We start from the raw sequence: 25,018 nt of genomic DNA on the forward strand, positions 1-25,018 counted from the left end.
ACCCCTACGGCGATGATATTTTTTTATTTAAACATTTAAAATTTTTATACAAAAACAGAAGTTGCATTAAAAATGGTAATATAGCAGTGAATGGGTTAGGCGAAAACGGGGGGCAAGCACCCCGTAATTAGCTCGTGGCTGTCACAGTAACTTCGCCATCATGGCATCTTTTAACGCCGAGTAGTCAGCGCTGAGAGGCTCTGCTAAGCATGGCTTTTGTAAGGCTTCAGCAAGCGCTTCAGGCATCTCAATCTCTTGATTTATAACATTTTCAACCGACTCTTTAAATTTTGCCGGATGAGCCGTGGCGAGAAAAATACCGGTTGCTTGTGGCTCACTGTCTCGTTGCAACCCTTCGTAAGCAATGGCCGTGTGTGGTTCAGCCAAGTAGCCCTGAGCCAGTAGCTCCAGCATGACTTCCCGAGTTCGCTGCTCTGACACCGAACGTGAATAAAAGTCATGTTTGCTAAAATCCCCTCTCTCTAACATGGTTTCTACCCGAGGCCAGTTATTAGGTTTGCTCACGTCCATCGCATTGGACAGTGACTCTAATGTGGCGTTCGGTGCCCACTCACCAGAGTCAATATAACGCGGCACTGTGTCATTTTGGTTGGTTGTGGCACTGAGCTTGGCAATTGGCAAGCCAATGGCTGCTGCAATCATCGCCGCACAGACATTGCCAAAGTTACCACTGGGCACAGAAATGTGTACCTTGTTACGCTCAGCTTTAGGCAATTGCGCGAGTGCTTCAAAGTAATAACACACCTGTGCTAGCAGGCGACTAATATTGATCGAGTTGGCCGAATTGAGCCCCAGCTTTTGCTTTACCTCATCATCTAAAAATGCCGATTTAACCATAGCTTGGCAGTCATCAAAGCTGCCATCTACCGCATAACAATGGATATTGCCACCAAGGGTAGTAAACAGCTTTTGCTGAGCCAAAGAGATTTTACCGTGTGGATAGAGGATCACCACATCCACGTTTTCTTTGTTATAAAAAGCGTGGGCAACGGCTGCTCCCGTGTCGCCACTGGTGGCCGTTAGAATGGTGACCCGCTCTCCTTGGCTAAACATGCCAATGCACTCTGCCATCAAGCGCCCGCCAAAGTCTTTAAACGCTAGCGTGGGACCGTGGAACAGCTCCAAACAGTATTGCTGTGCTGCAACTGGAACGAGTTTCGCAGGAAAGTTAAATGCATTTGCCACCAAACTGGTAATGCTATCGGCCGGTAGCTCATCACCAATGAGGTGTTGTAAAATTTTGCTGCTACGCTCTACAAAAGGTTGCTCAAGCAAACTCTCAATGTCTGCTAATGGCGTTAACTGCTTTGGAAAAAACACTCCCTGATCACGGCCCAAGCCCACTTTTACTGCCTCAACAAATGACACCACTTGTTTTCTATCTTTTAAATTCTCTAATTTCATTATCCCTGCTCCCCCAATTCTCTTGTGCCTTTATTATCAAGTTGGCAAATATGACTAAACCCAGCTTCATTAATGTAGTGCTGCTGTAACCACGTTTGTGCTTGCTTGGCGCTATCCAATGAGGTGCATAGCGCAAACAGCGTTGGGCCGGCACCAGAAATACTTACAAGCTCAGCAACATGGTTTTCAAGCGCTTGTTTTGCTTCATAAAAGCCAGAAATTAATGGCGCTCGTGCCGCTTCGGCAATGGTGTCTTGCATCATGCTCAGTGCTTCATCAAAGCGTCCGCTTTGCATAAGTACACAAAACCCAGACAGGCGTTGGGCAAACTCGATAGTATCGCCTAGCGAGACCTGCGAGGCCAATGCAGCACGTGCCTTGGCCGTATTCAAGGCAAAACCTGGGTAAGCAATAACAAAATACCAGCTGGCATTGCAGTCAAGTTGTAAGGCTTTGCCGGCAATGCAATCAGCGGTCAGCTGTAAGCCGCCTAAGTAACAGGGTGTGATGTTGTCGTAATGACGACCACCACTGACTTTCGCTTCAAAATCAGCCATGAGTTCTATCATCGCCTCGCGGGAAAGCTGAGTGTTGGCAAAGTCATTAAGCGCCGCAAACGCAGCCACCACAGAGCACGCACTCGACCCTAACCCCGAGCCCACTGGCAACCCTTTATGTAAGGTCATTGCCGCGGCTGGCATGGTGGGCGCTACCTGCTGTTTAAAGTGCTGCCAGCACTGATAAGCAAGGTTGTCTTCAGGCTGTGGAGAAAGCTTGTCAGCGTATGGACCAATACAGCTAAAGCTGTCTGTCGCGGCCGCTTCAATACTCACCTGATCGCCCAGTAAGGAACCATCAATCGGCTGTATCGCAGCGCCCAAAGCATCAAAGCCGACACAGAAATTTCCCATCGAGGCAGGAGCATAAAATGTTTTCATCTTTACCTCTAGCGCGACAATGTTTTTAGAATATCAGCGAATACACCTGCTGAAGTCACTTCAGCTCCGGCACCATAACCGCGGATCACCACAGGTTTGGGCTGATAGTACTGACTGAGAATAGCCAAGGCATTTTCACCATCGCGAATATCATATAATGCATGGCAAGCATCTACTGCTTCAATTCCGACTCGGCACTTACCTTGCTCAATGGTGCCAACGTAGCGCAGCACTTTGCCCTCTCGGCTAGCTGCGGCAATGCGCTCTGCAAAGACGGCGTCTAATTGCGGTAACTGCTGCATAAACTCATCGACACTGGCCCCTTCAGCAAAGCCATCCGGCAACACCGATTCGACCTCGATATCCTCAAGCTCCAGTGGCAATCCTGACTCTCTGGCGATAATAAGCAGTTTACGCGCCACATCTGTGCCCGATAGGTCGTCGCGGGGATCTGGCTCAGTAAAGCCATTTTGTTTCGCTTTTTCCGTGGCTTGTGACAAGGTTAAGCCGTCAGACAAGACGCCAAAAATATAAGACAATGAGCCAGATAAAATACCATTGAATGATAATAGCTCGTCCCCGGCGCCAAATAGTAACTTGAGGTTATCTAATACTGGTAGCCCAGCTCCGACATTGGTTTCATATAAAAAGTGCCGACGTTTGTTTAACGCAGCCTGTTGCAATGCTTGGTAATAGGCATAGGAGCCGGTGTTAGCCTTTTTGTTTGCCGCCACCACATGAAAGCCGGCATTAAGAAAATCGAGGTAGTTGTCTGCAACCTGTTGTGAGGCACTGCAATCCACGATCACCGGATTAATTAAATGATTCTCCTTGACGAACTGGCTCAGGGTGGCAAGCTCAAAGCCCTGCTGGGCTTGCTGTAATGCCAATGACCAATTATCAAAAGGCACACCTTCACTGTCTAAATAGCACTTGGATGAGTTGGCAATGCCGTACAGATTTAAACGAATGTTGCGCTGTTCAAGCCAAGCTTGCTGCTTATGAAACTGCTGCATTAGCTCTTGTCCCACCAAGCCACAACCGATTAAGAAAACATCGATGGATGGCATGTGGGTGAAAAAGTTTTCATGACACACTTTTACGGCGTCTTGGCACAGCTCACCGTCGACCACCGCAGAGATGGCGCTTTCAGTAGAGTCTTGGGCGATGGCGACAATGTTCACTTGAGCTTGTGCTAACGAGGCGAAAAACTTTGCGGCCAAACCTTTGTGTGCTCGCATGTTATCACCTACTAGCGTGACAATCGCCAGGTTCCTTTGCACTTCAATGGGGTCAATCAGCCCCGCTTGCGTTTCCAATTCAAAGGCGTGCTCTAGTGCCTGTAATGCCAGATCTAAATCTTGTTCATGAACACAAAAGCTAATACTGAACTCACATGAGGATTGGGTAATGAGGACGATAGAAACGTTATCGGCAGCTAAGGCTGAGAACACCCGTGCGGCCATGCCCACTTTGCCTTTCATGCCAGGACCCGCCACCGTTAGCATAGCTAAATTATCGAGGCTTGATAACGCTTTGACCGGGGCTTCTCCTCCCCCTTGAGCGCAAATCACAGAGCCTGGAACGTCTGGCGCATGCGTATTTTTTATTTCACAAGGTACATCGGCTTTAGCGCAAGGCAGAATGGTTTTTGGGTGTAACACCTTAGCACCAAAATAAGACAGCTCCATGGCTTCTTTATAAGACAGTACGTCTACTTTCATGGCTTTTTTTATCAGTCTAGGGTCGGCACTGTATACCCCATCTACGTCTGTCCAGATTTGGCATACTTCGGCATCTAAACAGGCGGCAGCGACGGCAGCCGAATAGTCTGAGCCATTTCGACCCAGAGTTGTGAGCTCACCGGCTTCATTACTGCCAGTAAACCCAGCCATGACATAAAAGCGAGAGGCTTGCGAGCGTACCATTTCACTAAAGCACAATCGGCTAAGCTTAAGATCTACTTCGGCATCGACATAGCCCCCTTGTGTTTTAACACAAGCAACGGCATCCAGTGCAATGGCTTCGGCTTGCAACATCGTTGTTATCAAGGCCACGCTCACCCGCTCGCCAAAACTAATAACAAAGGCCTCAACTTGCTCAGGGCAATAACGTAATAGCTTGACTCCATCAAGTTGTTGTTTCAAAGCCGCAAAATCGGGCCACTGTGAAACGCTACCATAGTCTTGCTCAACTTGCTGGTAAAACTGCTGACAACGGCTGGTTAACGCTTGCCATTGTGGCTCAAAGTCAGTGCCGCTGGCGGCAAGGGCTACTAACTCCACTAATTGATCGGTCATGCCACCTGGTGCCGATAACACAATGAGCCCTTGCTGCCCCCCGTAGTCTTTGACTAAAGCACCGACACTTTGTAAACAGGCATAATCTTTGAGGGACGACCCTCCAAATTTTAGTACTCGCATTATTTTCCTCATTCCTAAAAACAAAAAAGGCCTGTGTTCGAAGTGAACACAGGCCTTTTTTAAACTTGCACCGACCTATGCCACTATCCCGTTAGGATGGTGGTTGTAATAATGGTCGTAGTGATAATATTCGTTTTCATAATTCTAGAGTGCCTGATGATTAGGCTAGCTGTCAATACAGAAAATCAAAATAAATTATGCAAAAATTTCATGGTGAAAATAGAGCCCAACATAGATAAGACCGAACTGAATAATTGCTACTCTATTTAATATTGCGAATAGGGCCGTTTGTTGATGACAAGAAGTTTAAGTCTGTAGAGTGATAAGTGCCGCGTAAATACAAAGAGCTATCGATATCGCTTTGTTATTGAATGAAAAGCAAGGGGATGAGCTGCAAGTTTATTGAGGATGATAAGAGCCTATTCGGCGTTAACGAATACCGTATTGATGCAACAATGACAGCAGCTGTTCGGCGTTTACCGGTTTTTCAAGAAAACCTAACGCCCCTAAGCTCTCAACTTTGGCTTTCATTTGCGCTTGAATATCTGCAGAAATAACCACCACATAACATTCAATTTGCTGAGCTTTTATTGCTTCTAATACCCCGATGCCATCTAAAACCGGCATGGTTAAATCAAGACACAATAAGTCAATCTGTTGCTGCTGCAGCAATTGTAGCGCTTGCTGACCATTTTCTGCTTGAAAAACAGTCAATTCGAGGGCACTCTGAAGGTGCTTAACGACTTGTTTTCGAGCAACTGTGGAGTCGTCGCAAACTAGGACAGAATAACTCATAAAGTGGTCAGTCTTGTGTTGTTGTTAATAAAACAGTCATGAGACATAAATACCTTATAACACATAAACCCCACCTTAGTAAGTCGTTAAAAAACATATTTAATGAAGATATTTATTTATTTTTAACCGTTTATTGGCTAACTTTAACAACAGATCATCCCAAGGCAATAAACTTTACCGTAGGAGCTCAGCTTAATTCATGCTGCAAAAAAGCCTCTCAAAAAAATTGCTCACTAATGTGCTGTCGGTTTATTTCCTACTAACCTTTGTCGTCACGTGCGGTCAAGTAGTAGCTGAGTACGTCAATACCAAAGACTACATTCGTAACGAGCTTACTATGCTGCAAAAGACGTTCAGCCGCAGCTTAACCCGTGCAATTTGGGAACTCAATACCAAACAAACCGTCACCACCGCGGAGGGGTTATTAGCCATTCCAATGATCGAAGGCATTATTGTTCGTGATGACAGCGGTGAAATCATTTCACAATTAGGCCGCTCACTGGATATTCATGAGCTTTATAGCCAGCAACTTGTGCAAGAAGAAGCAATCATTGAAGACACTCCTTCTGGCTTATTTGGCTATACTTTCCCACTGATATTTGAATTTTCTGGCCGCGCGACCCAAGTCGGTGATGTCACCTTGTTCTCGAGTCGCGAAGTGGTGTTTAGCCGGATCATGATATCGATCTATTTTTTGATCGGTAATGCCATGATAAAAACCACGTTTTTAATCATCTTGTTCTTAATTGCATTTCGCAAATTGCTCACCGAACCGTTAGGCGATTTAACTGAACAGATTGAAGAATTTGAGATCGATAATGTCGATGGTCACAAGATAGATATTGGCACCAATGAACGCAATGAACTTAAAATCATGGAAGAAGCGTTTAACAAGTTAATCGACAAGATTTCGGAGTACCGCAAAAAACTCGATCAAACGCAAAAAGAGTTGATGATCAGTAACGAAAAGCTCGATCAACACAACATTCAACTAGAGCAAGAGGTGGCTCGGAAAACTTCAAACCTAAGCCAAGCCATGATGGATTTGCAACAACAAAAGTACGAGCTGGAAAAACAAAAGTTAACCCTAACCGAAGAAATCGACTTGCGTAAGCAAACCGAGGAAGAACTGTTAACCAAACAAAAAGAGCTCGAGAAGTATGTAGACGAACTGAATATGGCGCAAGAGCGCTTAGTGGGCTCAGAAAAGATGGCAGCACTGGGTGGCTTAGTGGCTGGTATTACCCACGATATAAATACGCCGGTTGGCATTGGTGTCACGGCAACCTCTTTCTTGCAAGAGCGCTTGGACCAATTAGAACAAGCTTATAATGGTAAAACACTGTCGCCAAAAGCATTGGAAGAGTTTATTAGTGAAGCAAAGCAAAGCGCGAGCCTGCTGACCACCAACCTAGACCGAGCGTCGGAGCTGGTTGCCAGCTTTAAGCAAATTGCTGTGGATCAGGCCAGTGAAGCCGTAAGAAACATCAATTTCAAACAATATCTTGGTGAGGTTATCCGCTCGCTTCACCCCAAACTGAAAAAGACCCAGCACAAAATTAATATTCAATGCCCAGAAGAGCTGACGTTAAATTTACCAGCCGGGGCCATCAGCCAGATCTTCACCAACTTAATCATGAACTCCTTGATCCATGGTTTTGAAGGCCAAAATCAAGGGCAAATTGATATTCTTGTGACAGAAGAAAACGGCAACGTAAACATTACCTATAAAGACAATGGTAAAGGCGTCAGTAAAGCGCAGCTAGATAAGCTATTTGACCCCTTCTTTACCACTAAGCGCGACCAAGGTGGCAGTGGCTTAGGGACTCATATTACCCTCAATTTAGTTAAACAAACTCTTAATGGCGACATTGAAGTAAGCAGTGATGAGGGACAAGGGCTGACTTACCAAATTAGCTTCCCCAAAGACTTACAAAAGCCCATGTCGATGTTTAATTAAGCGACCACTGGGCGCAAGCTCACGGCGTTAGGGTTTGAGCCTGCGGCTATCGTTTATATTAGGCGCCGTGGTAAAATTACCCTATTTCCCTGCTTGCATGGCAATACAAGTTTACTGCTTTTTGCTATGATGTCGGCAATTTAATTCCAGATGGGCATATTTCTATGTGGTTCAGTAACTTAATCTGCTACAAATTCAAACAAGACGTATCTTACACACAAGAAGATTTCGAAAAAGCACTAGAACAAGACGTATTTCGCCCTTGTGGCAGCCAAGATATGACTACTTTTGGCTGGACTAAGGCGTTTGGTAAACACGGTCAAATGCTATCGCACTTCTCCCAAGACAGTATTTTAGTGTGCGCCAAGCGTGAAGAAAAAGTCCTCCCAGCTGCTGTTGTCAATGAAATGGTGGCGGACAAAATCGAGCAAATCGAGCAACAAGAGAACCGCCCGGTTAAGAAAAAAGAAAAAGATGACATCAAAGAAAACATTCTAGCCACCTTACTGCCTCAAGCGTTTAAAAAATCGAGCTTACAGTTTGCCTTTATCGACCAAAAGTCTGGTTGGGTAGTGGTGAATAGTGCCAGCTTTAATAAAGCGGAAGAGCTGCTTGCGCTGTTACGTAAATCGTTAGGAACCCTTCCTGTGGTACCTGCTTTTGCAAACTACGACTTAGATTTACAACTCACACACTGGTTGACTGAGTTTAACGCACCAGAGGGCTTTGCCATTGGTAATGACGCCGAGCTGCAAGAGGCTGACGATAACGGTGCTCAGGTTAAATTAAAACAACATGACCTCGCTTGCGATGAAATTAAAGCCCACCTTGAAAATGGCAAACGCGTAACCAAACTGGCGCTGGATTGGCGAGAGCGCGTTAAGTTTATGCTGCAAAACGATGGTACTTTAAAGCGTGTAAGTTATGCCGATGCTCTTAAAGAGCAAAATGCCGACATTCCCAAGGAGGACTTAGCGGTGAAACTCGACGCCGACTTTATTCTGGTCTCTGAAGAAATTAAAGAGCTACTGGAAGAGCTAACCCAAGGCTTAGGTGACGACGAAGGCATCGACGCCTAACAGCATTTGCAGTGATGCTGACAACTCACAGCGGTTTTTGTATTTAAAACCGCCGTGAGTTTATGTTATTAAAGCACGATATAATCACGCTCGACTCTTTTTCTAAACCAAGCGCCCCCTGAAACACAAATAAGACCTGCAATTATCCGCAGCGCGACTATCTAAAACAGCATAGTAGACCAATGACGGTTAAATGCAGTGCCCTTTCATGACACCCTTTTCGATCACTCAAACAACAGCCCCGACTGAAAGTCAGAAAGTTATCTTTACCAAATCACTTTCTGCAAGTAAGGAGCGCACAGATAGCATGGTTCTGCCCTCTTCGAAAAAATCGAAACTAAGTCGGTAACGGTTACTAGCTAAAAATCGTTGCTCTAACTGTTTGGTTTTAAGGTTAATACGGTTTAAATAGGCAGCGTTTTCCTTCCGAGTAGTGAAATAAAACCAGTCACCTTGAATATGCCAACGGTTTGGACTCGCACTTTGTAACTGTGCCAGAGACACCCGTTCTGTGTCATTGTGTTGCAGCCATAATGTCAGAGAACTATCAATAAATAGACTCTTGTTACCTTGTTGTATTTTTACATAGTAGTTCGACTGGTCTCTTACGGTTACTTCATGATGAACTTCATAGTGGTAGATAACCGGAATATCGCTTTCTAGCCTGGCATAACTAAGTTGGTCGCGACTCAGCCAAACCGGAGCAAATACCTGCTCTAACGCAGTAGTAACAAAGTTAAAATGACCAAGATGCAAATCGAAAATAAACAACCTACCGCCATAAGTACCCGCCAGCAAGTTGCCACTAGGGCTTAGTTGCAACGCTGTTGTCTGCGCATCCCCTTTAAAAGAATGCAACACGGTTACTTTATTTTGCTTAAGGTAGTGCAATTGGGTCTTATTATTTACCCTAGCGATATAAAAAATATCTTTACCATCCGGGCTGCTGACCGGTAAATTTTCAGCACCGTAATGATTAATATAACTTTGGTTCAGAGCTAAACGGGAATTAAAAGGGTTAGCTTGAAGCTCTACGTCAGTATAGTTGCCATTGTGCTGACGAGCGTAAAAGCAACGCTTGCCACAGCTAAAAAAAGCATGGTTGGTGTTAGCTAACCCAAGGTTGAGAGGAGTTAACACTTGCAGGCTTAAATCATAACGAGCAAATTCTGCGTTGAAGCTCGACAACAGTATTTGCTTACCATCTTGGTCCCAGATTAGTTGTGTATAGGGTTTAGGCAACTTCACCATGTGGCTGAGCTCGCCACTGCCTAAGTGTTGAATTAATAGCTCATAACTATCATCGGCTTTATGTCGTAACACCGCCAACCATTTACCATCATAAGACTCTCTGGCAAAGTAGTCACCACCAGCTTTTCCGCCTGGGGAGGTAATGCTGTTGAGAGTTAAGGTGTTTAGGTTATAAAACCACACCCCTTGGGCAGACAACGGCCGTTGATTATCACTTAAATACAGACCTTCACTATTTTCACTCCAAGCTAACAGGTATTTGTCTTGAGTGATTGCCTCTGGCAGCATGGTAACATTGGCTATACCTGAACTGGCCTCATAGTCTGCAACAAAAATTTGTTGTTTCTTCTCAGTACTGCGGGTAAACGCAATTTTATCACCTTGGGTGGAAAACTGAGCGTTTGCGAAATTAGCCTGGTCATTGGTTAACTGGGTTATAGCGCCATTACTTAAGTTTTTCGCGTATAACTGTAAGAAGTCATCTTTACTGCTGCGGTGCGAGTAAAGTAGTTGATTTAATATCAAGTTATAAGAAGGGCTTACCTCAGAGCCTGCCATGTCGGTCAACTTGGTCACTGTAGGTGGCCTTGTGTGAGTAACTAAGTAGTAAAGTAAAACTGCAACGATAGCAATGGCGACCACCAGCGCACGAGTATTAAGCCATAACGGTTTCACAGCAGCACTTTGAACCGGTTGCACGTCTGCTATTAATACATACCCTTTGCGAGTAACCGTTCTTATGTACTCTGGACTTGTCGCACTGTCTTGCAGACATTTGCGTAATTTTTTAATCACAGCTCGAAAGGCATCATCCGTTATCACCCGTTCAGGCCAGAGCTTTTCAATAATCTGCTGCTTGCTTACCACCTCACCAGCGTGCGCTACCAGTAGTGCTAATAGTTCGTTAACTTGTGGCTCGATACTTTTCTTTTCACCGTCAGTGATAAGAACCGCACGGCGGGTGTCAAAAATAAACTTTCCAACTTTGTACATGAAGAAGAGCTTCTCTTTATTATTATATTTAAAATCAGCAGCTTGAAAAAGTGACCAACTGTGACCTTTGCTTATTTTCAGGATATCACACTTAGTCCTTTGCGGTATTTTCTTGGCTATCGCACTCTGAAAAAACAGCAATATATGACAGGAAATACAATGAAACTTTACCCAATACTCTTACTGCTAATCTGTGGTTTTTTACCTATCGCAGGTGTAGCTAAAGACATAACAACAATACAACAACAGCTCAATAAAATAAGACAACAATCGGGTGTTCATGCCATTGCAGTAAGCATTGTTACCCCCATGCAGCCACCGATTTATTTAACAACAGGTTATGCCGACACCAGTCAACGAACTCCACTGAGTGCAAAAACACAATTTCGTTTTGGCTCTATCTCTAAAATAGTCGTGGCATTAGCGGTGATGAAGCTAGTGGAGCAAGGTAAACTGACCCTTGAGACGCCACTGCAGCAACTCGCTCCGAACCTACAGTTTACTAATCCATGGTCCAACCAACACCCTGTTAGGGTTATCCACCTACTTAATCATACCAGCGGCTGGGATGCCATGCATTTTGCTGAAAACCAGCCAGTCAAAGGTCAACCAATAGAGATAGCAAAAGCACTTGCGTTGCACCCCGATAATCGTGAGTCTAGATGGCCTCCAGGTACACGTATGGCGTATAACAATACAGGTCCTTTAGTTGCTGCTTACCTAGTAGAGCAGCTCAGTGGCATGAGCTTTGAGTCGTTTGTAAAGCAACACCTCTTTGCGCCACTTGAAATGCACAACAGCGACTACTTTTTTACCGATAATTACCGCCAAAATGCCGCGACCTTATATCTAGGTGATCAGCCTCTTCCCTACCAACATTTGAATAACCGAGCTGCAGGAGGGTTAAACAGTAACCTAACTGATATGACTAAGCTATTGCACTTTTTAATGCAACCTCAGCAATACACCTCACTGGGGTTATCAAGCAGTAGCTTACAACAAATGCAAACGCCCTCAGACTCTTTAGCCGCCAACGCAGGGATCACCTTGACTTATGCACAAGGACTTAACCGTTACCATCATGGTGGTGCTGTACTGTATGGCCATGAAGGCAGTGTCCGCGGTGGTTCCGCCATGCTGTTATATCAACCCAATATAAACAGGGGGTATGTTATTGCTGTCACAGGAGGGGGCCCAGCAATACCAAAAGTTCACCGGTTACTCGCAGATTATATCACCCAAGATGTAGCCCCTAAGGAGTTCAATACCTCTAGCTTCACAGAGCAACAGCAAAAGTTAAGTGGCTACTACAGGAGTATTAACCCGCAAGCTAACTTAATCGCACCTTTTACAAAGCTATTGCCGTGGCGGTTTACGGTGAACCATGACAGAGCCATAATCGGCCCGATGCTTGGCGGCAAACCAAGACAGTTGCGTTCGCTGCCAAATGCACAGTTTGGTCACTGGTCTACGGGTGAAAAAGTGTTGGCTGTCACGCAAGATCCGCTTGTCGGCAAGGTAGTGCAATATGGGCCTCACACGTTACAGCCTATCAGTAAGCTCAGTGCCTTACTGCCAATTGTTATCTTGACATTATGGCTTATCACAGGCTTTGCAGTGATGATGTTATTCGCTCTTAGAGGAGTGCGTGTAGTTGCTAAACAAGCAGCTCCATCGCTACCAAGTAAGCGCCTAACACGTCATTCATTACAAATCATGTTGTCGCTTACCAGCGTAATAGCACTGCTGTTAATAGCAAAAAATAGCACAAACCTATTGGCACTAATAGCCAAGCCCAGCTGGTTATCAATCACATTGTGCCTAGCCAGCGTAGGGTATTTTACCGTGTCAATGTGGGCCTTGTGGCGGTGGTGGTGCACCAAGCGCGGCGAAGTCCAGCTCGTAAGTTACACTTTACTCACCGCCTTTATTTCGCTTAATGCGGTTGTTGCTGCTTACTTATTGCTCAACGGGTTGATTGGAGTGAGGTTGTGGGCATAACCTAAGGTTGGTTAAAAAGGTTCAACAAAGCCCTCCTCAAGAGGGCTTACGCATGATATAAATATCAAGCAAACATAGATTTAACGTCTTCTAATACCGCCAAATAATCATCGTCGGCAAATACGCTCACTTCTCTGATCACGCCCTTATCTTGATACAACTTTAATGCTGCCGTTTTATCGGACACTTGCAGTATGCCCTCGACAATGGCGCCCACGCGAATAAAGTCGACATAGCACACTTGTTCAGGCTTGAAGTTCGGGTTAGCCCAGCACTCTGCTACTTCGATAAATTCGTCAGTGAATTCCCATTCGCGCATGATGGTGCCGCCTATTTTGCCTCCGAGCTTTTGGATGGCATGAGCTAAAAAGCTGGGGTTAGCAAAAACTTCTGGGTGACGCTCGGCTTCGGTCAGAATCGGGAGCACACCAATATTAAACACCAAAGAAGCCAAGGTAATGGTGTCGCGGTTTAACGAGGTGTGTTTGTTTTCGCGTAAATAAAACTCCATGGTAGTGATAGCCTGACAAGCCACTTTTAAGGTCTTTTGCCACGCTTTATCCATATACGTTTTAATTAATTTATTATTTGAAACAAACAGCTGTTCCATTGCCATGGCTGTGGCAATGTTTTTAATTTGTCGCAAGCCAATGCGGGTGACTGCCTGGTTTAAGGTATTCACTTTGACCGAGCGACCTAAAAACGCACTATTGGCCACTTTAATCATACGTGCAGCCAGTGCCGGATCGTGTGAGATAACGTCCGCCATTTGCATCAAGTTTATATCTGGGTCGTCGGCTGCTTGCCTTACTTTTACCGCGATTTCGGGTAGCGTTGGTAACACTAACGTATCGTTATTTATCCTGTCGGTTAAAATTGTCAGTAGTGCATTTTCTGTAGACATGAATCACGGTCCCTTTTCAATCTATTCGATCAGCAACGCGTTACTTTGGATAGCTGTTACGAATTTTTACCTAGACGCCCTAAGTATTGTCTAACTTTCAGATAAAGTTAAGAAAAACACAGAAAATAATCCACTATTTCTTGACCTGAAATAATCAAAATAAACCTGCAGATAAAAAACCAAACCCTTTTCACTACTAGCTTGAGTTATCGCCATGAAATAGCATGATCCGAGTGCACATTGCATTGCAAAGAGTGAAATACTCTGCATCCATAGCAAGGGGGCGATTAAATCGAGAAATTGGTGTAAAGTTGAGGCCACTACGAACAATATGAAGAAAAATAAGGGAGCACAATGAAACACTCTAAGATTTCAGCTGCCGTTGCATTGGCAACAAGTTTGACATTATTTGGCTGCTCAGAGCCACAAAAGCAAAACACCACACAAACCGCCGCAGAGCAATCGGCCGCAGCTGACACTGGCTATCAGCTAGTTAACGCAGACCGCGACAGATTAGATATTTATACTCCGGTGACGCTAAAAACCGACTTAAGCCATTTAAGCGACAATCAGAAAAAAATGCTGAGCCTGCTGATCGATGCTTCAGTCATAATGGATGACCTGTTTTGGCAGCAAGCATTTGGCGACAACAAAGCCGCGTTTTTGAATAACATAAACGATGACAAAGTTCGTCAATTCGCCGATATTAATTATGGCCCATGGGATCGTCTCAATGGCGACCAAGTGTTCTTATCTGAGTTTTCTGAAAAGCCCATGGGCGCACAGTTTTATCCTGCAGACATCAGCAAAGAAGAGCTGAACCAAGCCGACGTAAAAGATAAGCAAGGCTTATATTCTCTTATTCGCCGCGATGAGCAAGGCAAGTTATACAGCATTCCTTACTCGACCGCCTATAAAACAGAGCTTGAGCAAGCGGCCAAGCTATTACGTGAAGCAAGTCAGCTGGCCAAAGACAAAGAGTTTGCCAACTACTTGAACTTACGCGCCGACGCCCTAGTGAATAACAGCTATCAAACGTCTGATTTTGCTTGGATGGACATGAAAAATAACCCCATCGATGTAGTGATTGGTCCAATTGAAACGTATGAAGATCAGTTATTTGGCTATCGTGCTGCGTTTGAGTCTTATGTCTTGGTTAAAGACATGGCGTGGAGCGAACGCTTAGCTAAATTCGCTGCTTTTTTGCCTGAGCTACAACAGGGCTTGCCAGTGGCCGACGAATATAAGCAAGAAGTGCCGGGCTCTGATGCCGACTTAAACGCATACGATGTTATCTATTACGCTGGTCACTCCAATGCCGGCAGCAAAACCATTGCCATTAACCTGCCTAACGATGAGCAAGTGCAGTTGGAAAAAGGCACCCGTCGCTTACAACTGAAAAACGCCATGCGCGCTAAATTCGATAAAATCTTAGTGCCTATTTCTGAGCAGCTTATAGTGCCAGAGCAGCGTAAGCACATTACCTTTGATGCTTTCTTTGCTAACACCATGTTCCACGAAGTGGCACACGGTTTGGGGATTAAAAACACCATCACTGGCAAAGGCACTGTGCGCCAATCTCTGCAAGAGCATGCCAGTGCCATCGAGGAAGGCAAAGCCGATATTCTTGGCCTTTACATGGTTGAGCAACTGCTGAAAAAAGGTGAGATCACTGAAGGCACATTAGAAGACTACTACGTTACCTTTATGGCTGGTATTTTCCGCTCTGTTCGCTTTGGTGCCTCAAGCGCTCACGGTAAAGCCAATATGATCCGCTTTAACTTCTTTAAAGACGAAGGCGCGTTCTCGAAAAACGCCGAAGGCTTGTATCAAGTGAATATGGACAAAATGGCCGTTGCCATGGAGAAGTTATCGAACTTAATTCTCACCCTGCAAGGAGATGGCGACTATCAAAAAGTTGACCAGCTTATTGCTACCCATGGTGATATTAAAGAAGAGCTGCAAAAAGACTTAGATAAGCTTTCTAAAGCCAATATTCCGGTCGATGTTACCTTTAAACAAGGTAAGCAGGTACTAGGACTTAAATAACCGCAAACCACCATGTCACAGTGTTGCTTGTTGCAACACTGTGACATTTCTTTTTAGCTTGCTAACAGCGAGCACTAAATACAGTAGTCTTTTACTTCTTCTTGATGCTGCTCAATGGCTTGCGTTTTGCCTTCTGATTTCGCAATCGCTAAATTTACTTTGGCATTGTCGCATTTATCTTGTAGCTCCTTTCGCATAAGGTAGTTTTGATCTTTTTGCTGCTGTGTTAACCCTTCTATACCGCTGTACTCGGTTCTCTCTTCTGGCTTACGGTCCTCTTGATAAGGCTCCGCTGTGGTTGCTTCACATCCAACGAAGAATAAAGTAGCCAATACGGGAATAATGACTTTTTTCATCTTAATACACTCCTTTATTTTTGTATCATCCACTGTTGGGATGTTTCACTTGTGACTGTGGTTTTGCGCTAATTTACAGAACTGCCCGCAAAAGCAACTGAAATAAGCGCAACAGCTATGGTGATTACTGCTGTTCAAAACTCAATTTAAGTTGCGCTATTTGCTCGCTGGTGTACGGCTGTGCTGGTAATAGCCCCCATACCGGTTTAGGCCAGGCCGGATCGCTTTTAAAGCGGGCAATATGATGCACATGTAATTGCGGAACCATGTTCCCTAATGCAGCGACATTAAGCTTGTCGGGGTTAAAGGTGTCTTGTAACAGTTTGCTTAACTTAGCTGATTCTTGCCAAAACTGCTGTTGCTGCTCGTCACTGAGGTCGATGATTTCTTTTGCCTGAGCGACCCTTGGCACTAAAATAAACCAAGGATATTGTGCGTCGTTCATCAGTAAAACATCACACAACGACCAGTTTGCGATGATAATGCAGTCTTGCTGTAGTTGTGGGGCTAATTGATAGGCCATAGTACCACTCCTTAAGTCTTGTCTTCGGGGCACTCTATCCCAATTTGTTGCTATTGCAAAGCGGCTTCATTACCATTCCAAATAACTTAAAAAAAGAACAAGGTGGCACCGTGCACTCTCGTATTAAACATTACACGCTTGCCCTTCCGTTAGCCCTCGCTGCTGTCACAGTCAGTGCAGAGCCGCTAACGTTAGAGCGACTTTTTGACGACCCAGCCCTTTCAGGCAAAGCCCCCACTAACCTGAAGTTTTCTCCAGATGGCTCTCGAGTCACTTACTTACAAGGTAAGAAAGAAGACTACAACCGCTACGACCTGTGGGAATACAATTTAAAAGACAACAGCAACCGCTTGTTGGTGGATTCTGCCGAGCTATTTTCGGGGCCAGAAAACCTTTCCGACGAAGAAAAAGCCCGCCGTGAACGCCAGCGTATTTTTGGCCGTGGTATTTTAGAGTATAAATGGTCAAAAGACGGTAAAGCCCTGCTCTTTCCTTTGAATGGCGATTTGTACTATTACCAAGTGGCTTCGGGTAACAGCAAAAAGCTGACCGACACCGAGGCCTTCGAAACCGACGCGCGCTTTTCGCCCAAAGGCAACTTTGTGTCGTTTATCCGCGAGCAAAACCTTTATGCCATTGAGCTCAGCTCCGGCAAAGAAGTTCAGCTGACCAAAGATGGCGGTGGCACCATCAAAAATGGCATGGCGGAATTTGTGGCGCAAGAAGAAATGAGCCGTATGACTGGCTACTGGTGGTCTGGGGATGAGCAGCAAATCGCCTTTACCCGCATTGACGAAAGCCCAGTGGAAGAAGCCATTCGTAATGAAATTTACGCCGAAGAGGTTAAGCTGTTTAACCAGCGCTACCCTTATACCGGCACCGATAATGTTGAAATTGAACTGGGTGTGGTTAAGCTCAACAACCAACAAGTTGATTGGATTGATTTAGGCGCAGACAAAGACATTTATATTGCTCGTGCCAACTGGTTAAAAGATAACAAAACCTTGTCATACCAATGGCAAAACCGCTCACAACAAAAACTGGAACTGCGCTTTTACAACACCGTAGATAAGAGCCAGCAAGTGGCACTGACAGAAACCAGCGACACCTGGATTAATCTGCATTTTGACTTGAAGTTCCTAAAAGATAAAAAACACTTTGTCTGGGCGTCAGAGCGCGACGGCTTTAAACACCTTTACCTATACAGGACTAACGGCCAGCTGGTACGCCAAATTACACAAGGCGACTGGATTGTTGAAAGCCTTGAAGGCGTGGATGAAAAGAAAGGCCTAGTGTACTTCTCTGGCCGTAAAGACACGCCACTGGAGAGCCACTTATACAGCGCGCCACTGTTTAAAGCAGGCAAAATCGAACGTATTACCGCAAAAGGCAGCTACCACAAAGTGGTTATGGCTGAGGACAACCGCACCTTTATCGACAAGAGTTCTTCGGTAAACCGGCCACCAAGCGTTGCCCTGCGCAAAGTAAATGGAGAATTCGTTACTTGGCTGGAGCAAAACCAACTAGACAGTAACCACCCACTTACGCCTTACTTACCTGATTTAGTGACTCCAGAATATGGCACGCTAAAAGCCGAAGACGGTCAAACCATGTATTATCGCTTGTTCAAACCTGCAAATCTTGAGCAAGATAAAAAGTACCCAGTGATTGTGAACGTCTATGGTGGCCCTCATGCCCAACGCGTCACCAATAGCTGGCGCAGTAAAAACCTTTACTTCCAATATCTTGCCCAGCAAGGCTATGTGATTTTCCAACTTGATAACCGCGGCTCTTACAATCGGGGTAAAAAGTTTGAAGACCCGATTTATAAGCACTTAGGTGAAGTGGAAGTGGCGGATCAGATCAAAGGCGTAGAATTCTTACGCACATTGGATTACGTCGACCCTGAACGCATAGGTATTTACGGTCATAGTTATGGTGGCTACATGGCACTGATGACCATGTTTAAAGCAGGCGACTACTTTAGTGCTGGGGTGTCGGGTGCACCGGTGACCGACTGGGCACTTTATGACACCCATTACACTGAACGCTACCTAGGTCACCCTAACACCAACGCCAAAGGCTATGAGCAAAGCGCGGTATTCCCTTATGCTGACGGCTTAAAAGGCCCACTGCTTATTTACCATGGCATGGCCGATGACAACGTGTTATTCACTCATGCCACTAAGCTATTTAAACAACTGCAAGACCAAGTTAAGCCATTTGAAATGATGACTTACCCAGGCTCTAAGCACAGTTTACGCGGTAAGAAGGTGCAAATGCACCTACACCAAACCATTACTGACTTCTTTAATCGTCACTTTAACGTAAAAGCCGATTAACTCCCCCTTTGTCACCCAGCTTGAAGTGAGCTGGGTGACTTTCCTGCTCAGCTCTACTACGCCTTAGGTCTAATTGTTTTTACTGAGTGCATAAGAAAAACTCAGCTTATTGTTCTAGCTCAATCTATACTAATCCAATAGCCGCTAGGCTAAAACAATAAGCATTAAGCGCTTTTGCATTTATCAGACTTAAGGACAGCATTATGCCTCAGCAGTTTTTTCGCCAACTAACTATCTTCCAGCGCCTTGCCTTGCTCATCGGTGTGGTCATTATCGGCGTGCTATTGCAAAGCATTGTCAGCTTGTCACAACAGTACAATGCGCTGGAACAGCAGCAATACAATAAAACTCAGAGCCTAGTGGAAAATGCCCATAGCTTAATTGCTTATCATCATCAACGCTTTACAAGTGGTGAACTGTCGCAATCAGAGGCCAAAGCAGCCGCCCTAGATGCCGTTTCGGCACTGCGCTACGAAGGCAACAACTACTTTTGGATCAACGATTACCAGCCAGCCATGGTGATGCACCCGTTTAAGCCCGAGCTCAACGGCAAAGATCTCAGTCAGTCAAAAGACCCCTCTGGCAAACGCTTGTTTGTTGCTATGGTGGCAGTGGTCAATAAAGCTGGCGCAGGATTTGTACCCTACCTGTGGCCCAAGCCGGGTGCCGATGAGCCAGTGGCAAAAATTTCCTATGTGAAGGGCTTCAAACCTTGGGGCTGGATTGTCGGCTCGGGGGTGTACCTCGACACCATTGAAGCCGAGTTTGCCACTATCCGTAACCTGCTACTTATGACCATGGCCGTGTTAATTGTACTCTTGTTTCCTTTTAGTGCCATGATCAGCAAAAGCATCATAACCCCGATTGCACACGCCAAAGCAATGATGCGAGATATCGCCGAAGGTGAAGGCGACTTAACTCGGCAATTAGATGAAAGCGGCAAAGACGAAATTACTGAGCTGGCGAAAAGCTTTAACCTCTACACCAATAAAATGCGCCATTCGATTGCCACGGTTGCAGACAATGCCAAGCACGTTGAAGCGCTTGCCGAACAAGTTCGCGCGGCGGGTGAAGAAAACCTTGCCTTTATCGAGTCGCAAAACGACAACAGCCGCCAAGTGGCCGCTGCGGCTGAACAGATGACCATGCAGGTAAAAGAGATCAGCAGCAACGCCAACACCGCCGAACAATCCGCGGCTGATGCCCGAAACAATAGCGCCCAAGGCAAACAAACCATCGCTGAAACCATCACTGCCATTCAGCGTTTATCGGATCAAATTCAATCGGTGAGCAGCACCACCAGCAGCTTAGCACAAGAAAGCGAGCACATCGGCTCGGTACTTGATGTCATCCGCGGCATTGCTGAGCAAACCAACTTATTGGCATTAAATGCCGCCATCGAAGCTGCCCGCGCCGGAGAGCAAGGCCGCGGCTTTGCCGTGGTTGCCGACGAAGTAAGAACCCTAGCCAGCCGCACTGGACAAAGCACAGACGAGATCCAAACCACCATAGAGCGCTTACAGCGAGAATCGCAGCAAGCCGTGAGCGCAGTACAAACCAGCCAACAAATATCGGCACAAACCGTTAGCCAAGTTGAGCAAGCCAACAGCGCGCTGTTAGAAATTGAACGTCTCATCGACGCCATTTCGGATATCAACAGCCATATCGCCAAAGCAACCGATGAACAAAGTCTCGCTGCCCAAGAAGTCAACGAGCGTATCGCCGCCCTATCTGACGCCACCCACCACTCACTCGACACCACTCAAGCACTCAACGACACCAGCGAACAACTAACCCAAGCCAGCCACCAACTTAATGAAATAGTGAGTCGCTTTAAGGTGTGATTGTAGGGGTCGTTATGATGTAGGAGAATGAACCTAAGTGTGAGCAAAGACTTGCTCACACCTTCAGCTTGTTTTTACTGTGCTTATCATACTTTAACCTCCCCCCGTACTGCTATCATACCCGCCGCCGAGTTGTTAGCTAAAAACCGCGAACTTGCAGCAACACCCTTCCTTTACTTATTTTTCTTTAGGCGACATCGATAAGTCAGTCAACGCCCATGGATGGGCGAAGAAACCCGTCACGAGAACAACGAAACCAGTTCACTAAAGTAAAAGGTGGCTGTCCTTATAAAACACCCTTTGAATATACTTGTTAGCTGCCCTTCTCTTTTCGCTTATACCAAGTTTGCCTTCTAAAGCATACATAGCCCAGAGACATACCGAGAATGACCATAGCCGACTGGCTCTCTATGATGCCAAAAATCATAATAGGTACAGCGACAATTACAGCCGCTTTTACCCTTTGATTTTTGGAGTAAACAGTAGGGACAAGCAACCCTTTTTTGATTGCAAAATACTGTAAAACCAGAACTACCCCGATTATCAATAAAATAATTAACTGCATTGTATGTGTTCCATTGTTACTTCGCGCCAGCTAACGCTGAAGTTTCTGATTATAAGCGTATTGCGCTACAAAGTACTATAGTCGTGACTTTCGGCAATTAATGTAACAGCAGTACTCAAGTTATAGGTAGAGCGCCAGGCGAGTTTACGAATATAAAAGAAAAGCTTCAAACGGAAATATACAGGCACTTGTTCAGACAGCCATTGTGATTGCTAACTATCAGCACAAACTCAACAGCAACACTTCATCCCTCATCACACCCTCAAGTCAGTCGGCGCCCATGGATGGGCGTAGAAACCCGTCACGAGGACAACGAAACCAGTTCACCAAAGTGAAGGTGGCTGTCCTTATAAAACACCGTTTTTACTCCTCCATCAATAACAATCCCTTATCTTGGCGATAAAAATAATCCGTGAGCTTCAAAAGCACTTTAGCGCTATATTTCCGCTTTATTTACCAGAGCAAAAATTGCCCGTGAAAATCTGTTTTATTATGTATCCGTGGGAGCGAGTTGAGCCTGAAACGGATAGCACACTAAGGCTTATCCATGAAGCCGTATCCCGCGGCCATGTGGTGGCTATTACCACGGTTAACAACTTGACCATTCGTGAAAGTGTTGCCAGCGCGTTTTGCGATGTCTTTATTGCCGGCCAAAGTGCTCCTGAAAACATTGTCAGCTTTTACAAAAAAGCGCAATTTAAGCGCGTGCAACTGCCACTGGCTGGCTTTGATGCCATTTTTATGCGCGCCAACCCACCGCTCGATACGCTAGCGATGAACTTTTTGGACTCAGTGCGCGGCGATACCTTTATCGTCAACGACATTGACGGTTTAAGAATTGCCAACAATAAGCTCTATACTGCTTCGTTCCAAGGCATTGCCAGTGAGTTTATTCCCAACACCCATGTGTCGAAAAATAAAGAGTACCTGGAACGTATTTTTGCTGAATCTGAACAACAAAAAATGATCCTTAAACCACTCGATGGCTTTGGAGGTCGTGGCGTGATTGTGGTTGAAAAGCGCGCCAAGCAGAGTTTTAGCTCGCTGTTAGAGTTCTATATTGGCGGCGATGAGTCAGGCAAAGGCAGTAACTACGTTATTTTACAAGAATATGTGGAAGGCGCCGATGAGGGCGATGTGCGTATTCTAATGCTCAATGGTGAGCCTATTGGTGCCATGAAGCGCATTCCGGCAGCCAATGAGGTAAGGGCGAATGTGCACGCTGGCGGCAGTGTGATTAAACACAAGCTCAGCGCACAAGAAAAAGCGCTATGCCGCCATATTGGCCCTAAGCTGGTGCGCGATGGCTTGTATTTTGTTGGTATTGACGTGATTGGCGGAAAACTCATTGAAGTGAATGTACTTTCACCGGGTGGGATCACCCGAATTAACCGCTTAAACCGCTGTAAACTGCAAGCTCAAGTGATTGATTTTGTCGAAAGCGTGGTGCATGCCAAAGAGCTGGTAAACCATCGTAAAAACCAATTCCGCCAAGTAATAGAAGACGCTCATGCTATCTGAATCGGACATCATTACCGCACTCAATGCCGGCAAACCCATTAGCGGGCAGTTTGCTCAAGGAGCATTTACGATTGTCGTCACAGAGTATGTGCCTTTTATTGCAACTGCCATTCACGCTGGCCACCAGTTTAGAGCAAGCTTGTCGCCCTATTTTGCCATCAGTGAAAGTGAGCGCTTACAAGAAGAAGATCCCTACACCGACCACTTAATCACCGCCATGCCAATTACCTTAGTGGCAAATGACTCTCGCTATGAGTACGATCTTAATCGTCCGGCAAAGCGAGCCATCTACACCGAGGCATGGGGAAAGGAACTGTGGCAACAGCCGCTCCCCAACAGTGAGGTTGATATTAGCTTATCAAAACATCAAGCCTATTACCGTGTCTTGCATGCGCTGATCAACACACTGGAGACCAAGTTCGGCGGCTGCTTGCTATTTGATGTTCATAGCTATAATCATCAAATTCGCAGTTATGGCTATGCGCCGACGTTTAATATTGGTACGGCTCGTGTCGATACGCTCAGGTACCGCAATGTATTAAATGAGTTAAAAAAGCAATTAAGCGCCAAAAAGCTGGCAGGACAAGCAGTAGACTGCGCAGAGAATATCGTCTTTCAAGGCTATGGCTATCAAGCGCAGTATGTTTCTGAGCACTTTTCCAACACCTTGGTAATGCCACTTGAGATCAAAAAAGTGTTTATGGACGAATACACCGGCACCCTATTTCCTGTGGTATTCGAAAAACTACAGCGCAACATTCATAACGCCTTTAGCAAAGCCGCTAAGCTGTTTGCCAAACAGCATTGTTATCGCCCACTGCGTCATCATAAAGCCACTTCGCTGCTCGACCCAACACTGTTGCACGTCGATGCGGCCTTGTATCGGCTAGCCAAAAACCTTGAAACCTTAAACTACGTTAACCCCAGCAATATTAGCCAAGAAAAGCGCCGCTTTTTGGCTAAGCGTCACTATCAGCCGCAATTTAAATACCGGCCGTTAAAGCTCGACCCTTACGAGTTTAAAGAGCAGCTATATCGTTTGCCGGTGGGTAAGATCCAAGACCCCATAGTTAAAGATCTCTACCGTAAAGTGATTGACAGTTACGCCACCAAAATAGAGCTGATCACGCAAATTGGTCGTGATGCCTTTTTGTATAACTCATTGCGCTATTATGGAGAGCCCGACCACAACGACATTAAAAATGCCACTTTTTTGCTGCACGCTCGCGAGACTGAACCCGCTGCGAAAAAAGACATCAGTGCTGAGCAAGCAATCCCTTATTTTGAGCAAGCGATTGCCACGATGGGCTTGCCTTGCAGTGTCGCACTCTCCACTAAGTTGGTGGCCAAGGCCATGGTCGATAACAGTAAACGTTTATTGTTGTTAAACAGCTCCGCCATGCTATCCAAGCTTGATATTAATGCCCTGATAGAGCATGAAATTGGGGTGCACTTATTAACCACGCTGAATGCCGAGCAACACGCACTGAAAGTGTTACATCTAGGCTTACCAGGCAATACCTACACCCAAGAAGGATTGGCCATTTTTCGAGAGTACCAATCTGGTCATATTAACCTAACTCGACTCAAAGTGCTGGCACTGCGCGTGATTGCAGTAAATATGATGCTCAAAGGTGAGCGATTTTACCAAGTCTATGAGTACTTGATGGACTCGGGCATTCTGAGCCTTAATGAAGCATTTTCGCTGGCCACCCGGGTATTTCGTGGCGGTGGCTTTACCAAAGATCACCTTTACCTCAAAGGTTTTACCGATGTGGTGCAACTGGCCCAACAGCGTAAGCTCGATAACCTCTATTTAGGAAAAACCGGCTTAGCTCAACTTGATGCCCTCGATATTTTGGTTGAGCAAGGGGTATTGCAAGCGGCGAAGTACTTACCAGACACCAGCCGCGACCCGGAGCCCGATGCCATCTTAAGTTATCTGATCTCTTCGGTAAGGTAATAATAATTATTATAACTCTATATTTTAATAGATAATTTTGTCACTGTGGCTATACTGGATGACAATCTTAGTAACCCAGTGGCAAA

Annotated in this window: 17 protein-coding genes; 8 read left to right on the forward strand and 9 right to left on the reverse strand. The window is 45.5% G+C overall.

What is annotated here, in order from left to right:
• Positions 1–141: 141 nt before the first annotated feature.
• From thrC to ACNKW2_RS03825, 4 genes are all read right to left on the reverse strand, one after another.
• Complete coding sequence (gene thrC, locus ACNKW2_RS03810; RefSeq protein ID WP_419147350.1) at positions 142–1,425, reverse strand: threonine synthase; 1,284 nt, start codon at positions 1,423–1,425, stop codon at positions 142–144.
• Positions 1,425–2,363 carry a homoserine kinase gene (gene thrB / locus ACNKW2_RS03815; protein WP_419147351.1) on the reverse strand — a complete coding sequence of 313 codons (939 nt, stop codon included), beginning with the start codon at positions 2,361–2,363 and terminating at the stop codon, positions 1,425–1,427. Before thrB ends, thrC begins: the two co-directional genes overlap by 1 nt.
• Positions 2,364–2,371: 8 nt before the next feature.
• Entirely contained in the window at positions 2,372–4,786 is a 2,415-nt protein-coding gene (gene thrA, locus ACNKW2_RS03820; protein WP_419147352.1) for a bifunctional aspartate kinase/homoserine dehydrogenase I, read from the reverse strand.
• 429 nt (positions 4,787–5,215) lie between these two features.
• Complete coding sequence (locus ACNKW2_RS03825) at positions 5,216–5,581, reverse strand: response regulator (RefSeq protein ID WP_419147353.1); 366 nt, start codon at positions 5,579–5,581, stop codon at positions 5,216–5,218.
• Between the two features lie 199 nt (positions 5,582–5,780).
• On the opposite strand from ACNKW2_RS03825, the gene ACNKW2_RS03830 reads away from it, so the two are divergent.
• Together ACNKW2_RS03830 and rdgC are read left to right on the forward strand one after the other, a co-directional pair.
• Positions 5,781–7,541 carry an ATP-binding protein gene (locus ACNKW2_RS03830; protein WP_419147354.1) on the forward strand — a complete coding sequence of 587 codons (1,761 nt, stop codon included), beginning with the start codon at positions 5,781–5,783 and terminating at the stop codon, positions 7,539–7,541.
• A gap of 164 nt (positions 7,542–7,705) precedes the next feature.
• Positions 7,706–8,620, forward strand: coding sequence for a recombination-associated protein RdgC (gene rdgC / locus ACNKW2_RS03835; RefSeq protein WP_336569107.1), 915 nt, complete (start codon positions 7,706–7,708; stop codon positions 8,618–8,620).
• Between the two features lie 252 nt (positions 8,621–8,872).
• On the opposite strand, the gene ACNKW2_RS03840 is transcribed toward rdgC, so the two are convergent.
• Positions 8,873–10,864: a winged helix-turn-helix domain-containing protein gene (locus ACNKW2_RS03840; protein WP_419147355.1), complete on the reverse strand. Its 1,992-nt coding sequence runs from the start codon at positions 10,862–10,864 to the stop codon at positions 8,873–8,875.
• Between the two features lie 159 nt (positions 10,865–11,023).
• Between ACNKW2_RS03840 and ACNKW2_RS03845 the strand changes: the two genes are divergently transcribed.
• Entirely contained in the window at positions 11,024–12,865 is a 1,842-nt protein-coding gene (locus ACNKW2_RS03845) for a serine hydrolase domain-containing protein (protein ID WP_419147356.1), read from the forward strand.
• A 64-nt stretch (positions 12,866–12,929) separates the two neighbouring features.
• Here the strand turns inward: ACNKW2_RS03845 and ACNKW2_RS03850 are convergent, their stop codons facing one another.
• A complete protein-coding gene (locus ACNKW2_RS03850) occupies positions 12,930–13,769 on the reverse strand; it encodes an HDOD domain-containing protein (RefSeq protein WP_336569106.1) in 840 nt (279 codons plus the stop codon).
• 354 nt (positions 13,770–14,123) lie between these two features.
• Here ACNKW2_RS03850 and ACNKW2_RS03855 point away from each other — a divergent pair, with 354 nt between their 5' ends.
• Positions 14,124–15,818 (forward strand): dipeptidyl-peptidase 3 family protein, encoded by a 1,695-nt coding sequence (locus tag ACNKW2_RS03855; protein ID WP_419147357.1) that lies wholly within the window; start codon positions 14,124–14,126, stop codon positions 15,816–15,818.
• A gap of 74 nt (positions 15,819–15,892) precedes the next feature.
• Here the strand turns inward: ACNKW2_RS03855 and ACNKW2_RS03860 are convergent, their stop codons facing one another.
• Entirely contained in the window at positions 15,893–16,174 is a 282-nt protein-coding gene (locus ACNKW2_RS03860) for a hypothetical protein (RefSeq protein ID WP_419147358.1), read from the reverse strand.
• A 124-nt stretch (positions 16,175–16,298) separates the two neighbouring features.
• A complete protein-coding gene (locus ACNKW2_RS03865) occupies positions 16,299–16,697 on the reverse strand; it encodes an HIT domain-containing protein (RefSeq protein WP_336569103.1) in 399 nt (132 codons plus the stop codon).
• A 110-nt stretch (positions 16,698–16,807) separates the two neighbouring features.
• Between ACNKW2_RS03865 and ACNKW2_RS03870 the strand changes: the two genes are divergently transcribed.
• Together ACNKW2_RS03870 and ACNKW2_RS03875 are read left to right on the forward strand one after the other, a co-directional pair.
• Positions 16,808–19,039 carry a S9 family peptidase gene (locus ACNKW2_RS03870; RefSeq protein WP_419147359.1) on the forward strand — a complete coding sequence of 744 codons (2,232 nt, stop codon included), beginning with the start codon at positions 16,808–16,810 and terminating at the stop codon, positions 19,037–19,039.
• Between the two features lie 203 nt (positions 19,040–19,242).
• Complete coding sequence (locus tag ACNKW2_RS03875) at positions 19,243–20,883, forward strand: methyl-accepting chemotaxis protein (protein WP_419147360.1); 1,641 nt, start codon at positions 19,243–19,245, stop codon at positions 20,881–20,883.
• A gap of 313 nt (positions 20,884–21,196) precedes the next feature.
• Here the strand turns inward: ACNKW2_RS03875 and ACNKW2_RS03880 are convergent, their stop codons facing one another.
• Positions 21,197–21,448 carry a hypothetical protein gene (locus ACNKW2_RS03880; protein WP_419147361.1) on the reverse strand — a complete coding sequence of 84 codons (252 nt, stop codon included), beginning with the start codon at positions 21,446–21,448 and terminating at the stop codon, positions 21,197–21,199.
• A gap of 474 nt (positions 21,449–21,922) precedes the next feature.
• Here ACNKW2_RS03880 and gshB point away from each other — a divergent pair, with 474 nt between their 5' ends.
• Both gshB and ACNKW2_RS03890 read left to right on the forward strand, forming a co-directional pair.
• Complete coding sequence (gene gshB, locus ACNKW2_RS03885; RefSeq protein ID WP_419147408.1) at positions 21,923–22,969, forward strand: glutathione synthase; 1,047 nt, start codon at positions 21,923–21,925, stop codon at positions 22,967–22,969.
• Positions 22,959–24,932: a flavohemoglobin expression-modulating QEGLA motif protein gene (locus tag ACNKW2_RS03890; RefSeq protein ID WP_419147362.1), complete on the forward strand. Its 1,974-nt coding sequence runs from the start codon at positions 22,959–22,961 to the stop codon at positions 24,930–24,932. The genes gshB and ACNKW2_RS03890 overlap by 11 nt, the downstream gene beginning before the upstream one ends.
• Positions 24,933–25,018: the final 86 nt, after the last annotated feature.

Source organism: Pseudoalteromonas 'SMAR' (genome assembly GCF_048515945.1).
Taxonomy (GTDB): Bacteria; Pseudomonadota; Gammaproteobacteria; order Enterobacterales; family Alteromonadaceae; genus Pseudoalteromonas.